Origin of the sequence: Pseudomonas gingeri (assembly GCF_013386165.1) — a bacterium.
In the GTDB taxonomy this organism is placed as follows: domain Bacteria; phylum Pseudomonadota; class Gammaproteobacteria; order Pseudomonadales; family Pseudomonadaceae; genus Aquipseudomonas; species Aquipseudomonas gingeri_C.
The window spans coordinates 74,070-88,566 of record NZ_JACAOS010000011.1; the positions used below are offsets into that span (position 1 = coordinate 74,070).

Annotated in this window: 14 protein-coding genes; all 14 read left to right on the top strand. The window is 63.7% G+C overall.

Annotated features, from left to right (window positions below; translation table 11 throughout):
- Window positions 1-91 precede the first annotated feature (91 nt).
- Complete coding sequence (gene cbiE / locus HX866_RS10310; RefSeq protein WP_177139419.1) at window positions 92-1,312, top strand: precorrin-6y C5,15-methyltransferase (decarboxylating) subunit CbiE; 1,221 nt, start codon at window positions 92-94, stop codon at window positions 1,310-1,312.
- A 126-nt stretch (window positions 1,313-1,438) separates the two neighbouring features.
- Window positions 1,439-2,536: a cobalt-precorrin-5B (C(1))-methyltransferase gene (locus tag HX866_RS10315; RefSeq protein ID WP_177139421.1), complete on the top strand. Its 1,098-nt coding sequence runs from the start codon at window positions 1,439-1,441 to the stop codon at window positions 2,534-2,536.
- Window positions 2,533-3,258 (top strand): cobalt-precorrin-6A reductase, encoded by a 726-nt coding sequence (locus tag HX866_RS10320; protein ID WP_177139423.1) that lies wholly within the window; start codon window positions 2,533-2,535, stop codon window positions 3,256-3,258. Before HX866_RS10315 ends, HX866_RS10320 begins: the two co-directional genes overlap by 4 nt.
- Window positions 3,259-3,312: 54 nt before the next feature.
- Window positions 3,313-3,648, top strand: coding sequence for a type II toxin-antitoxin system RelE/ParE family toxin (locus tag HX866_RS10325; protein ID WP_177105417.1), 336 nt, complete (start codon window positions 3,313-3,315; stop codon window positions 3,646-3,648).
- Between the two features lie 6 nt (window positions 3,649-3,654).
- Window positions 3,655-3,978: a helix-turn-helix domain-containing transcriptional regulator gene (locus HX866_RS10330; RefSeq protein ID WP_177093447.1), complete on the top strand. Its 324-nt coding sequence runs from the start codon at window positions 3,655-3,657 to the stop codon at window positions 3,976-3,978.
- 144 nt (window positions 3,979-4,122) lie between these two features.
- Window positions 4,123-4,524, top strand: coding sequence for a DUF2946 domain-containing protein (locus HX866_RS10335; RefSeq protein ID WP_177105416.1), 402 nt, complete (start codon window positions 4,123-4,125; stop codon window positions 4,522-4,524).
- 49 nt (window positions 4,525-4,573) lie between these two features.
- Complete coding sequence (locus HX866_RS10340; protein ID WP_177124901.1) at window positions 4,574-5,068, top strand: copper chaperone PCu(A)C; 495 nt, start codon at window positions 4,574-4,576, stop codon at window positions 5,066-5,068.
- Window positions 5,069-5,089: 21 nt separating this feature from the next.
- On the top strand, window positions 5,090-5,515 hold the full coding sequence (locus HX866_RS10345) for a DUF2946 domain-containing protein (protein WP_177139424.1): 426 nt from the start codon (window positions 5,090-5,092) through the stop codon (window positions 5,513-5,515).
- A gap of 97 nt (window positions 5,516-5,612) precedes the next feature.
- The gene (locus HX866_RS10350) at window positions 5,613-7,733 is read left to right on the top strand and encodes a TonB-dependent copper receptor (protein WP_177139426.1); all 2,121 of its coding nucleotides are present in this window, start codon (window positions 5,613-5,615) and stop codon (window positions 7,731-7,733) included.
- 188 nt (window positions 7,734-7,921) lie between these two features.
- The gene (locus HX866_RS10355) at window positions 7,922-9,304 is read left to right on the top strand and encodes a PepSY-associated TM helix domain-containing protein (protein ID WP_177139428.1); all 1,383 of its coding nucleotides are present in this window, start codon (window positions 7,922-7,924) and stop codon (window positions 9,302-9,304) included.
- A gap of 152 nt (window positions 9,305-9,456) precedes the next feature.
- Window positions 9,457-11,583 carry a TonB-dependent receptor gene (locus tag HX866_RS10360; RefSeq protein ID WP_177139430.1) on the top strand — a complete coding sequence of 709 codons (2,127 nt, stop codon included), beginning with the start codon at window positions 9,457-9,459 and terminating at the stop codon, window positions 11,581-11,583.
- A 159-nt stretch (window positions 11,584-11,742) separates the two neighbouring features.
- A complete protein-coding gene (locus HX866_RS10365) occupies window positions 11,743-12,531 on the top strand; it encodes an ABC transporter ATP-binding protein (protein WP_177093454.1) in 789 nt (262 codons plus the stop codon).
- Window positions 12,528-13,478: an ABC transporter substrate-binding protein gene (locus HX866_RS10370; RefSeq protein ID WP_177093455.1), complete on the top strand. Its 951-nt coding sequence runs from the start codon at window positions 12,528-12,530 to the stop codon at window positions 13,476-13,478. The genes HX866_RS10365 and HX866_RS10370 overlap by 4 nt, the downstream gene beginning before the upstream one ends.
- The gene (locus HX866_RS10375) at window positions 13,475-14,488 is read left to right on the top strand and encodes a FecCD family ABC transporter permease (protein WP_177139432.1); all 1,014 of its coding nucleotides are present in this window, start codon (window positions 13,475-13,477) and stop codon (window positions 14,486-14,488) included. The genes HX866_RS10370 and HX866_RS10375 overlap by 4 nt, the downstream gene beginning before the upstream one ends.
- Window positions 14,489-14,497: the final 9 nt, after the last annotated feature.

Sequence of the window (14,497 nt, forward strand, 5' to 3'; positions counted from 1 at the left end):
ATTTCGCCCTCGCAGGCACGGTATTATGCCTGCTTTGTCCGATGGCATGAAAAGCCTGCCCGTCGGAACCGCTGTGTTTTGAGGATTTTAGATGGTGCCTTGGCTGACAATCGTGGGAATCGGTGAAGACGGCCTCAGTGGCCTTGGTCAGCAGGCCCGGGAAGCCCTGTCGGCGGCTTCCCGGGTCTTCGGCGGCCAGCGGCAGCTCGACCTGCTGCCGGACGCCATCCGCGCCGAGCGCCTGGCCTGGCCAAGCCCGTTTTCCCTGGAGCCGGTGTTGGCCCTGCGCGGTGAACCGACCTGCGTGCTGGCCAGCGGCGATCCGATGCTGTTCGGCGTCGGCGCCAGCCTGTCGCGCCGGGTCGCCGCCGAGGAGATGCGCGTGCTGTCCGCGCCTTCGTCCTGTTCCCTGGCCGCGGCTCGCCTGGGTTGGGCCTTGCAGGATGTGCTGAGCCTCTCGGTGGTTGCCNNCCTCTCGGTGGTCGCCGTATCATTAAAAAAAAAAAATGCCCATCTGCACAGCGGCGTGCGCCTGCTGGTGTTGAGCAATGACGGCCAGAGTCCTGCCGCGATTGCCGCGTTGCTGCGCGAACGGGGTTTCGGCCCGAGCCGGATCAGCGTGCTGGAACACCTCGGTGGCCCGGCGGAACGGCGGATCGATGGGCTGGCCGACAGTTGGAGCGATCCGGTGATTGCCGACCTGAACCTGGTCGCCATCGAATGTCTGGCCGCCCCCGGTACAGCGCGCCTGTCGCGGATCGGCGGGCTGCCGGACTCGGCCTTCGAACATGACGGGCAACTGACCAAACGCGATGTCCGTGCCATCACCCTCGCCCGCCTCGCTCCGGTACCCGGTGAACTGTTGTGGGATGTCGGCGCGGGCAGCGGCTCCATCGGTATCGAATGGATGCGCGCCCACCCCAGTTGCCGGGCCATTGCCATCGAGGCCGATGCCGGTCGCCAACAGTTGATCGAACGCAACCGTGACAGCCTCGGAGTGCCGGGCCTGCAATTGATTCGCGGCAGCGCACCCGAGGCCCTGGCCGGACTGGAGCCGCCGGATGCGATCTTTATCGGCGGCGGCGTTACCCGCCCGGGCGTGCTGGATAGCTGTTGGGCGCATCTCAAGCCGGGAGGACGGTTGGTGGCGAATGCCGTGACCCTGCAAAGCGAAATGCTGCTGATGGACTGGCGCCAGACCCATGGCGGCGAACTGACCCGCATTCATATCGCCCAGGCCCAACCGCTGGGGGATTTCGACACCTGGCGCCAGGCGCTGCCGATCACCCTGCTCGACGTCATCAAGCCATGAACACCTATCCCCTTGTAGGAGCGAGCTTGCTCGCGATGGACGTCAACGATAACGCGAGAAACCTGATGCCACGCGGTGCCCCGGCTACCATCGCGAGCAAGCTCGCTCCTACAGGGAGCCATCTTCATGCGTGACGAAACCGCCGAGCAGCCCGCGCCCCTGCGCAGCGGCCTGACCACCGGCAGCTGCGCCACGGCCACTGCCCTGGCGGCGGCGCGCCTGCTGCTCAGCGGCATCAGCTGTGACGCCGTGCAAATCACCCTGCCCAAGGGCAAGCGCGTGGACATGCGCCTGGAGTTCTGTCGCCGTCATCACGACAGCGCCGAGGCCGGCACCCTCAAGGATGCCGGCGACGACCCGGATGTCACCCACGGCGCCCTGCTCTACTCGCAAGTGCGGCTGATCGCCGAACCGGGCGTGCAGTTTCATGCCGGCAGCGGCGTCGGCACCGTCACCCGCCCCGGCCTGGTGCTGGCCGTCGGCGAACCGGCGATCAACCCGGTGCCGCGCCGGATGATCACTGAGCATCTGCTGCAACTGGCGGCCGAGCTGGACTACGCCGGCGGTTTTTCAGTCACCGTCAATGTCCGCGACGGCGAAGCCCTGGCGCTGAAAACCATGAACCCGCGGCTGGGCATTCTGGGTGGGCTGTCGATCCTCGGCACCAGCGGCATCGTCCGGCCGTTTTCCTGCGCGGCCTATATCGCCTCGATCCACCAGGGCATCGACGTCGCCAAGACCAACGGTTACCTGCATATCGCCGCCTGCACCGGCAACGCCAGCGAGGACACCATGCGCCGCGTCTACAACCTGCCGGAAATCGCCCTGATCGAAATGGGCGACTTCGTCGGTGCCGTGCTCAAGCACCTGCGCAAGGTGCCGGTGGACAAACTGAGCCTGTGCGGAGGCTTCGGCAAGATCAGCAAATTGGCGGCAGGGCACATGGACCTGCACAGCCGGCATTCGAGCATCGACCTGCCGCAACTGGCCGAATGGGCGGCCGAGGTTGGCGCCGATCAAGCCTTGCAGGAGGCGATTGTCCAGGCCAATACCAGCCAGCAGGCACTGGCCATGGCCAGCGCGGCCGGCATCGCCCTGGGTGATGCAGTCTGCCAGCGAGCACGTGACTTCGCCCGCAGCGTGGTCCCCGCGCAGGTGCAGGTGGAAGTTTTCGCCATCGATCGCCAGGGCGGCATCGTCGGTCACGCCGGAGTCCTGTCATGAAACGCCTGTTGCTGCTCGGCGGTGTCACCGAGGCGCTGGCGATTGCCCGGACCTTGGGCCCAGCGCACATCTACAGCCTGGCAGGAGTCGGGCGAGTACCGACGGACTTGCAGTGCCAGGTCCGGGTCGGCGGTTATGGCGGCGCCGAAGGCCTGGCGCACTTTATCCAGGCTGAAGGCATCGACCTGCTGCTGGACGCCACCCATCCCTACGCCGCACAAATCAGCAGCAACGCCGCCACCGCCGCCCGCCTGAGCGGTATTCCCTGCTGGGCACTCCGGCGTCCGGCCTGGGTCGCGGAGCCCAACGACGACTGGCGCGAAGTCGCCGATTGGGCCGCTCTGGTCGAAGCCCTCAAGCCCTTCCAACGCCCGCTGTTCACCCTCGGCCGCGAGCCTCTGCAACATCTGGAAGAAATTCCCGCCGGGCAGTTCTGGACCCTGCGCGCCCTCGATGAGTATCCCGGCAACGCCCGCTGCGAAGTGATCGGCGCCCGCGGGCCGTTCCTGCTGGAAGACGAGCGTGCCTTGTTCGAACGCCGCGCCATCGACGTGTTGATCAGCAAGAACAGCGGCAGCGGTGCGACCGAGCCCAAACTGCAGGTGGCCCGGGAACGCGGGATACCGGTGCTGATTCTCCAGCGACCGACATTGCCGCCAGTGGACCGGGAGTTCCAGACGCTCACTGAAACACTTGCCGCGTTGGCAAGCACCAGCGAATAGATCACGATCATCAGCTTGCAAATATAGTAACCTTTAGGTTACCTTGAGAGCGCAATGATCGAGGTCGAAGAATATATTCGGGGCAACCAGTCCAACCCATTCGAAAACTGGTTCGCGTCATTGGATGTGCAGGCCGCCACGAAGGTATCCACCGCAATCCTTCGCATGCAGATGGGCAACACCTCCAACATCAAGTGGTTCGACGGCCTGGGTGAATACCGCATCGATTGGGGACCGGGCTACCGAATCTATCTGATCCAGGAAGGCAAACGGCTGATCATCCTGTTTGGCGGTGGTCACAAATCCAGCCAGAGCAACGACATCAAGCAAGCCAAAGCGCTCATTGCCGAATACCAGCGTCGTAAAAAAGCCGCATCGAAAACGAGGTAACACCGAATGGCCCTTACTCGCAGCTTCAAACAAACCATCGCCGAGCGAGCACAGCGCGACCCGGCGTTCGCCCAGGCACTGCTGGATGAGGCCGCCACCCTGTTTCTCAATGGCGAACCCGAGATTGCACGGGTAATTCTGCGTGACCTGGTCAACGCTACCGTCGGTTTCGAGGGCCTGGCCAAGGAAACCGACAAGCCAAGTAAAAGTCTGCATCGCATGCTCTCGGCCAAGGGCAATCCAAGCATGGACAACCTGGCCGCCATCTTCAGCGTGATTCGCGCCACCCTGGGCGTGAAGATCGAGGTTCATGCCGTTCCGGCCCTGTAACGGCATCCTGCTACGCTTGAGCACAAGGACACCGACAAGCCCTACACAAGCTTGCGACTTTTCACCGCAGCCCGCGCTTTTACTTATGAAGGACGTTCAGGCTAAATAACCCATCTGTTTGAAAACACTCACGGAAATCCTTCCATGTCCCGACAACGGCTAGCAACTGCCTGGATCGCCTGCTTCGCAGTGCTGTTCAATCTGCTCGCCATGCCGATGTCCGGAGCCATGGCGCAAGCCTCGCAAGACTCGATCCCGGAGCAACTGCTGTGGGGCAGTTTCTGCTCGGCCAGCGGTACCCGGCTGGTGGCCATCGACCTCGGCAAGCTGGAACAGCCAGCCCCGCAGAACGATGACCATTCCAATATGCAGCACTGCTGGTGTTGTGCGGGCTTCGCGACGTTGCTGGGATTGCCCGGCCATCTACCACAACTGCCCGTGGTCGGGATCGAAACCCACCCGGCGCGCGCCGTCAGCAATATCGACAGCCCCACACCGCGCCAGCAATGGCCCTCGCTCAACCCCCGGGCCTCTCCACTCAGCTGATTCACACCCACAAGTCCGTGTGCGTCATGAATCGTTATGGAGAACAACCATGTTCAAGAATGCCCTGTTGCTGGCCGCCCTGCTGCTGCCCGCCTGCTTTGCCAATGCCCATGAGTTCAAGGTCGGTGACCTGCAGATCAGCCATCCCTGGTCCCAGGAGCTGCCACCCAATGCGCCGACCGTGGCGGCCTATTTCGTGATCCACAACTCCGGCACCAGCGCCGACCGCCTGACCGGCGTCGACAGTCCCATCGCCGGCAAGGCCGAACTGCATGAACACGTGATGCAACTCGACCTGATGAAAATGCAGCAGGTCACCAGCGTCGACATAGCGGCCGGCGGCGAAGTGAAGTTCGCGCCCATGGCTTACCATGTGATGTTGCTGGACCTCAAGGACCGTAGCCTGTTGCAGGACGGCAAGCACTTCCCGCTGACCCTGCACTTTGAAAAGGCCGGCGCGCTGACCGTCGAGGTCTCGGTGCAGAAACAACCGCCGGCCGGGACCGGCGACATGAGCCACATGGACCACGCACCCGCGCAATAAGCCACGACGCCGTTGAACGCCATGCACGCCGCACGCCTCAGGTCACCCCGCTCCCGCGCACCAGTACGCGGCAGTTGGCTGAGCCTGTTCGCCATGTTGATGATCTTTATCGGACCGCTGATTTCCCAGGCGATGCCGATGGATCACCGCATGCCCATGTCGATGGGCATGGACATGTCGATGGAGATGCCCGGGCCTGCCGGCGAGGCCATGGCGCCAGGCGCCGACGAGCACCACGCCCCCAGCGCCGAGCACCATGCCCTGTGGGAAAAATGCGGCTATTGCAGCCTGCTGTTCAGTTGCCCGGCCCTGCCGCAGACCCTGAGCTTCGCCGCCCTTGACGGCCCCCGGCCAACCTCCGTGGTCGCCACCCAGACCCGCCTGGGTCATGCCCGCCAAAGCATTTTCCCCGGCGCCCGTACCCGCGCTCCGCCCGCGTTCCATTAAGCAACGACAGACAACCCTCTCACCCGGCCCGCCTGGACTGTAAACCGCAGTGCCAGGGCGGCGGCCGTGTTGTATTCGCTTGAATGATGGAACGCTTATGTCCCCTGCAAACACTCGCCTGCGCACTGCGCGGTCGTCCTCCCCGTTCGCCCTCAACGAGGCCCGTGCACGTCTGCGCCAGGGCACCGCGCTGATGTGCGGCGCCATGCTCGCACCCGCTATCTTCGCCGCCGACTCGCCGGACGATCCACCCCGGGAAATCGCCCCGACGGTGATTACCGCCATCGCCCCCAGCTCGCCATTGACGGTGATCACCGATCCCAAGGACCCGCGCCAGCCGGTTCCGGCCAGTGACGGCGGCGACTACCTGAAGACCATCCCCGGCTTTGCCCTGGTCCGTAACGGCGGCACCAACGGTGACCCGGTGCTGCGCGGCATGTTCGGCTCACGACTGAACATCCTCACCAATGGCGGCCAGATGCTCGGTGCCTGTCCGGGCCGGATGGACGCGCCGACCTCCTACATCGCGCCGGAAACCTACGACAAACTGACGGTGATAAAAGGCCCGCAAACCGTACTCTGGGGACCCGGTGCCTCGGCCGGGACCATCCTCTTCGACCGCGAGCCGGAGCACTTCGGCGAGCTCGGTACGCGGGTCAATGCCAGTCTGCTGGCCGGCTCCAACGGCCGCTTCGACAAGGTCGTCGATGCCGCCGCCGGCGGCCCGTTGGGTTATGTCCGGGTGATCGGCAACCAGGCCCGTGCCGGCGACTACAAGGACGGCAATGGCGACAGCGTGCCCTCGCGCTACGACAAGTGGAACGGCGACGTCGCCCTGGGTTGGACGCCGGATGCCGACACCCTGCTGGAACTGACCGCCGGCAAGGGTAACGGTGAAGCCCGCTACGCCGGGCGCGGCATGGACGGCGCGCAATTCAAGCGCGAGAGCCTTGGCCTGCGCTTTGAAAAATCCAACCTCGGCGAGGTGCTCGACAAGCTCGAGGCCCAGGTCTACTACAACTACGCCGACCACGTGATGGACAACTACAGCCTGCGCCAACCCTCCGGCACCGGGATGATGGCCGGGCCCATGGCCTCCAACGTCGACCGCCGGACCCTCGGCGCCCGGCTCAAGGCCACCTGGCGCTGGGCCGACTGGCAACTGATCAGCGGCCTCGACGCGCAGACCGACGAACACCGCCAACGCAGCAGCATGGGTATCGACACCTACCAGGACCTGCCGCGCAACAAGGATGCCGAGTTCCATAACTACGGCGTCTTCGGTGAACTGACCTGGTACGCCGCCGAGCGCGACCGCCTGATCAGCGGCGCTCGTCTGGACCGCGCCTCGGCCAAGGACTTCCGTCAGAGCATCGGTTCCGGCATGAGCGCCCAGCCCAATCCGACTGCCAACCAGACCCGTTCCGACAGCCTGCCAAGCGGTTTCATGCGCTACGAGCATGACCTGGCCGACAGCCCGACCACGCTGTACGCCGGCCTCGGGCATGCCGAACGTTTCCCGGACTACTGGGAACTGTTCTCCCCCAACCAGGGCCCAAGCGGCGCCCTCAATGCCTTCGCTGCGATCAAGCCGGAGAAGACCACCCAGCTGGATGTCGGCCTGCAGTACAAGACCGAGGACCTGGAGGCCTGGGCCTCGGGTTATGTCGGCCAGGTACGCGACTTCATCCTGTTCAACTATCAGCCGGGAATGATGGGCACGACCTCCCAGGCGCGCAATGTCGATGCGCGGATCATGGGCGGCGAGCTCGGCGCGGCCTACCACCTGACGTCCAACTGGAAAGCCGACGCCAGCCTGGCCTACGCCTGGGGCAAGAACACCAGCGACGGCAAGGCCCTGCCACAAATGCCACCGCTGGACAGCCGCCTGGGCCTGACCTACAGCCGCGACAACTGGAGTGCCGGTGGCCTGTGGCGGGTGGTTGCGCGACAGAACCGCATCGACCTGAACGAGGGCAACGTGGTCGGCAAGGACTTTTCCAAAAGCGCCGGCTTCGGGGTGTTCTCCCTCAACGGCGCATACCGGATCAACCAGCACGTGAAGGTCAGCAGCGGCGTCGACAACCTGTTCAACAAGGCCTACGCCGAACACCTGAACCTGGCAGGCAACGCCGGGTTCGGCTACCCGGCCAATGACCCGCGGGCCATCAACGAACCGGGGCGCACGTTCTGGACCAAGGTGGACATGAGTTTCTAAACCACACAGGTCTTGAAAACACTGCAAAACCTGTAGGAGCCGGCTTGCCGGCGATGGCGGCCGCGAGAGCGACGCAGGACTTGCCGGCCTCATCGCCGGCAAGCCGGCTCCTACAAGGATCGAGCGATGACAAAGACATCACGGCTTCAGACGACCAAAAAACAATCAAACCTTGCGGAGCGCTCCTGATGAGCCCACCTAAAATTTCCTTCTACAACCTGGCCTGGCGCTGGCATTTCTATGCCGGGCTGTTCGTCGCCCCGTTCATGGTCCTGCTGGCCCTGACCGGGATCATCTACCTGTTCAAACCGCAACTCGATCCACTGCTATACAGCGACCTGATGACGGTCCAGGCCGGTCATCACAGCCTCAACGCCGATGAGCAATTGCGGCGCATCGAGATGGCTTATCCACAGGTGCGGATCAAGCAGTACCTGCCCCCCATCAACGCCGAACGCAGCGCGCAGTTCGTGCTGGTCAAGGACGGTCGCGAACTCAACGTCTTCCTCGACCCCTATCGCGGCACTGTCCTCGGCGAACAGGATGCCAAGCTCAACCTGCAAGCCGTCGCCCGCGCCCTGCACGGCGAACTGATGATCGGCACGCTCGGCGACCGCCTGGTGGAACTGGCCGCCGGCTGGGGCGTGATGCTGGTGGTCTCCGGTCTCTACCTCTGGTGGCCACGGGGCCGCTCCAGCGCCGGCGTGCTCTGGCCACGTCTGAACCAGCGCGGCCGCATCGTCTGGCGTGACCTGCATGCCGTCAGCGGTTTCTGGGGCGCCGGGCTGTTGTTGTTCATGCTGCTCAGCGGCATGACCTGGACCGGTGTCTGGGGCAAGCAGTACGCCGAGGTCTGGAACAAGTTTCCCGACGCCATGTGGAACAACATGCCCAAGTCCGATATCGAGGCCCGCAGCCTTAACGACGCGGCCCGCCAGACCGTGCCCTGGGCCGTGGAAAACACGCCGATGCCAATGTCCGGCGACCACGCCGAGCACATGAACCACGGCACCACCTCGACCGGCCCGGCGGCACCGGGCATCAGCCTGCAACAGGTGGTGGACATCGCCTCCGCGCGCCAGGTCGAACCCGGCTACAGCATCACCCTGCCGACAACCGCCGAAGGCGTGTTCACTATCGCCGTATTCGCCGATGACCCGCGCAACGACGCCACCCTGCATGTCGACCAGTACAGCGGTGCGGTCCTGGCTGATGTGCGCTGGCAGCAATACGGCAATGTCGCCCGGGCCACGGAGATGGGCGTGATGCTGCATGAAGGCAAGCTGTTCGGCACGATCAACCAACTGGTCATGTTGCTGGTGTGCCTGATGATCCTGCTCAGCGCCGTCAGCGGCGTGGTGATGTGGTGGAAGCGCCGCCCGCAAGGTGGCCTCGGTGTGCCGCCGCTGCGCCACGATCTGCCACGCTGGAAAACCGCCCTGCTGATCATGTCCGCCCTGGCGCTCCTGTTCCCCCTGGTCGGGGTCTCGCTGATCGTCGTCTGGCTGCTGGACTGGGCGCTGCTGTCACGTCTCAAGGGCCAACCTGAATCTGCCTCATCTTCAACCTGAACAGCTTGAGAGGCGCATCCCTGGGGAGTCTGTAGACTTTGAGGAGAATATGTTGCAATTACAGTTTGTTATAATATAACAATATGCAACATCCCTACCCGCAGTCCCTGGCTGCGGGTATCGCCTCCGAAAATAAGCGACTCCCTGTCTCGATGAATAAGTACATTCTGTCCGGCCTCTGCCTGCTGGCGTTGAACCACGCCCAAGCCGACGGCACCCTGACCCTGCCCACCGGCACCATTACCGCACCTGCCGTCGACGATGGGCACATCGACCTGAAGACCCCGACCACCGCCGGCTCGCGCCTGGGTCTGACGGCACTGGAAACCCCCGCCAGCACCGACAGCCTGAGCGGTGAAGAGATTCGCCAACGCGGTGACAGCAGCGTGCAGGATGGGGTATCGCGTAGCGCCGGAATCAGCCGTACCGGCAACCCGGGTGATGGCGGCACCTCGTTGCAGGCACGGGGCTTTACCGGGCAGAACTCGGTGATGCAGTTGTATGACGGCACACGGATGTACAGTGGCGCCGGTACCGTGACCTTCCCGGTGGACACCTGGGCGGTGGAGCGCGTCGATGTGCTGCGTGGGCCGGCGTCGGTGCTGTATGGCGAAGGGGCCACCGGTGCGGTGACCAACACCATTCCGAAAAAGCCGTTCGAAGGCGAGATCGAAAACCACGTGCGCCTGGGTTATGGCTCCTACGGCAGTCAGCAGGAAGCCCTGGACAGTGGCGGTTCGCTGACGGACACCCTCAGCTATCGCCTCAACCTCAACCGCCTGAACAGCAACGGCTGGGTCGACCGTGGCGACTCGAGCAGCAACTTCTTCAGCGGTGCCTTGCGCTGGCAGGCCAACGATGACCTGGTGTTCACCCTGTCCAGCGACTACGGCGACCAGGAACCCACCGATTACTTCGGTGTGCCACTGATCAACGGCCACTACCAGGAAAACCTGCGTTTCAAGAACTATAACGTCGACAACGACAAGCTGCACTACAACGACCAGTGGACGCGTCTGCGTACCGATTGGCAGATTTCCGATGCCGTCAGTTCCAGCAACGAACTGTATTACCTCAAGGCCCAACGCCGCTGGCAGAACGCCGAGAACTACAACTTCGACCCGACGACACAAACCCTGTCGCGGGCCAGCTACATCAGCATCAAGCATGAAGAAGAGCAGACCGGCGACCGCCAGACCTTCACCTTCAAGCACAGCCTGTTCGGGCTCGACAGCCAGACACTGACCGGTGTGGACATCAACCGCATCCGCTTCAAGCTCAACAGCAACTCAGGTTTCGATGACCTGCCCGGCAGCCCGCCACTTGACCTGAGCAATCCGCAACCTGGCCAGTTCGAGAGTGCCGACGCATACCGTCCGCAGTTCTCGGCCACCACCCGGCAGTTCTCGCTGTTCGCCGAAAACCGCACTCAGCTCAGTGATCGCTGGTCCCTGGTGACGGGGGTGCGACGTGACTATGTGCACATCGACAATGACAATCTGGTCAGCGACACCCGTAGCGACAAGAGCCTGGTCGGTAACAACTGGAAGGTTGGCCTGGTCTTCGCACTGACCGACGACACTTCGCTGTACGGCCAGTACGCCACCAGCACCGAGGGCGTCGACGGCCTGGTTACCCTGGGAGCAAACGCGCAGCAGTTCGGTCTGTCCACCGCCAGGCAATCCGAAGTGGGCCTCAAGCAGATGTTCTGGGACCAGCGCGGCGAGTGGACCCTGGCGGCCTACCATATCGTTAAAAAGAAGTTGCTCGTCGCCGACCCGAGCGCCCCGAACGACCCGAGCAAACAACTGCAGGTCGGGCAACAATCGTCCGACGGACTGGAAGCCAGTCTTGACCTGAAATTCGCGCACGACTGGCAGTTGCAGGCCAATGCGTCGATTGTCCGGGCTCAATATGATGACTTCGACCAGTCGGTCAATAACCAGATCGTATCCTACAAAGGCAACCGTCCTACGGACGTCCCACGGCGCACCGCCAACCTCTGGCTGAGCAAGGCGATCACCGATGACGTAAAGGCCGGTGCGGGTGTGCGTTATGTCGATGCACGTTACGCCGACCTGGCCAATACCGTGGAACTGCCGAGCTACACGGTGGTTGACGCAACGGTATCGTGGAAAGCCCTGCACAACACGACCCTGGGCCTGCAGTTGAACAATTTGTTCGACCGCCAATATGCCCTGAGCGAATACAATGGCGGCCAACAATGGATCCTGGGGCAACCGCGGTCGGTCTTCGTCACGGCGGATTACACCTTCTAAAGACAGAACCGAGTGCAGCACAAACCTGTAGGAGCGAGCTTGCTCGCGAAAAATCGCCAACGATAACGCGACCATTGTTGAATGGCCGCCGCCATGGCGACGGATCGCGAGCAAGCTCGCTCCTACAGGGGGACTGCATCCCCGAATAATGAGTAACGCATGACCTCGCTGACCCTCACCGATCTCACCTGGGCTCCTCCGGGCCATGAGCACTGCCATCACCGGTTCCAACTGCGTGATGCCAGCCTGCGGGTGGCGCCGGGTGAGTTCGTCGGTCTGATCGGGCCCAATGGCAGCGGCAAGACCAGCCTGTTGCGTTGCGCCTACCGCTTCAGCGCACCCGCGCAAGGCGAAGTCCTGCTTGAACACCAGAACGTCTGGAAACAATCACCCCGCTGGTGCGCTCAACGCATCGCGGTGGTGCTCCAGGAATTCCCCGATGCCTTTGGCCTGACCGTCGATGAAGTGGTCGCCATGGGCCGCACCCCACACAAAAAGCTCTTCGATGGCGACACCGAACTCGACCGCCAGCTGATCCGCCAGTCCCTCGAGTCAGTGGGCATGCTGGGCTTCGAAGACCACGCCTTCGCCACCCTCTCCGGCGGTGAAAAACAGCGCGTGATCCTCGCCCGCGCCCTGGCCCAGCAACCGCAACTGCTGATCCTCGACGAGCCGACCAACCACCTCGACCCGCGCTTCCAGCTCGAACTGTTGCGCCTGGTCAGGCAACTGCAGATCGGCACCCTGGCCAGCATCCACGACCTCAACCTGGCGGCGGCCTTCTGCGACCGCCTGTATGTGCTCGACCACGGCCGCATCGTTGCCAGCGGTACGCCGGCCGAAGTCCTGACCGCCGAGTTGCTGCGCGAAGTCTTCGGCGTCGAAGCACTAATCGATACCCACCCACTCTCCGGCTACCCGCGAATCACCTGGATAACCCAACCATGAAGCTACGGCACCTGGCGCTTTGCCTCGGTTCACTGTTCACGTCCATGGCCGCCCTGGCCGAGTCGACGCACTACCCGTTGACGATCCAGAGCTGCAACCGCGAGGTGACCTTCAAGGAGGCGCCGAAACACGCGGTCAGCCATGACATCAACATGACCCAGATGATGCTCGCCCTCGGCCTGCGCCAACGCATGGTCGGCTACAGCGGAATCAGCGGCTGGAAAGCGGTCACCCCGGAGATGGAGAAGATCCTCGACGGCCTGCCGGAACTGGCGGCCAAGTACCCGTCGGTGGAAACCCTGCTCAATGCCAACGTCGACTTTTTCTTCGCCGGCTGGGACTACGGCATGAATGTCGGCGGGGCCGTCACCCCGGCAACGCTGACGCCGCTGGGCATCAACGTCTACGAGCTGACCGAGTCCTGTGCCTTTGTGATGAAACGCGCGGGCGCCAGCCTCGACGACACCTACAACGACCTGCGCAACCTGGGCAAGATCTTCGACGTGCAGGACCGCGCCAATGCCCTGATCGGCGAGATGCAGGCGCGGGTCGCCGCGGTGCGCAAAACCCTGCCGGCCGATCGCCCACGGGTGTTTCTCTATGACAGCGGCGAAGACCGCGCCATGACCTCCGGCCGCCTGGCCATGCCCCAGGCACTGATCGAAGCCGCCGGCGGACGCAACGTGCTGGATGACGTCGACGCCAGCTGGACCCGGGTCAACTGGGAGAGCGTGGTGGAGAAGAACCCACAGGTGATCGTGATCGTCGACTACAGCGAAATCACCGCTGAGCAGAAACAGCACTTCCTGGAAACCAACCCGGCCCTGCAGTCGGTGGACGCCATCCGTAACAAGCGCTTCGTGGTCATTCCCTATGTCGAGGCGACACCGGGCATCGATAACGTCAAGGCTATCGAAACCCTCGCCAAGGCGTTCCACCCACAATGATGAATCGCCGCTACACCCTGTTGCTGGCCGGACTCGGCGTCTTGTTGCTGCTGTCCTGCGTGGTGTCCCTGGGCTTTGGCCCGGCGCCGGTGCCGGTGGACGTGGTGTGGCGAATTCTCGTGCACAAGCTGCTGGGGCTGGGCGAGGTGAACTGGAGCGCCGGGCAGGAACATATCGTCTGGCTGATCCGCGTGCCGCGCATGTTACTGGGAGCGTTGGTGGGCGCCGGACTCGCCTTGATCGGGGCGGTGTTGCAAGCGGTCACCCGCAATCCCCTGGCCGACCCGCACCTGCTGGGCGTCACCTCCGGGGCGACCCTGGGCGCGGTGATCGTGGTCCTGCACGTGGGCGAGATCGTCGGTCTGCTGACCTTGCCCATCGCCGCCTTTATCGGCGCCCTGAGCAGCATGCTGATGGTCCTGGCCATCGCCAGCCGCCAAGGTCGACTGGACAGCGACCGACTGCTGCTGTGCGGCGTCGCCGTGTCCTTCGTGATGATGGCGCTGGCCAATCTGCTGCTGTTTCTCGGCGACCATCGGGCCAGTTCCGCGGTGATGTTCTGGATGCTCGGCGGCCTGGGCCTGGCACGCTGGGAGCTGCTGCCGATACCGGCGGCGAGCGTGCTGCTGGGGCTGGTCCTGCTGGTGAGCATGGCCCGGCCATTGAACGCGTTGATGGCCGGCGAGCAGACCGCCGTGACCCTGGGGGTCAGTGCACGCAATGTGCGCCTGAAGGTGTTTCTGATCGCCTCGCTGCTGACCGGCGTGCTGGTCTCCATCAGCGGTTCCATTGGTTTTGTCGGCTTGATGGTGCCGCATATTGCCCGCTACCTGGTGGGCGCGGAGCACCGCCGGCTGCTGCCGGTGTCGGCCCTGTTGGGGAGCCTGTTCCTGGTCTGGGTCGATGTCGCGGCACGCACCCTGATCGCTCCGGAAGACCTGCCCATCGGCGTCGCCACGGCAGCCATCGGCGGGGTGTTCTTTATCGGGCTGATGCGCAAGCGCGGTTGAGCGGCTCGA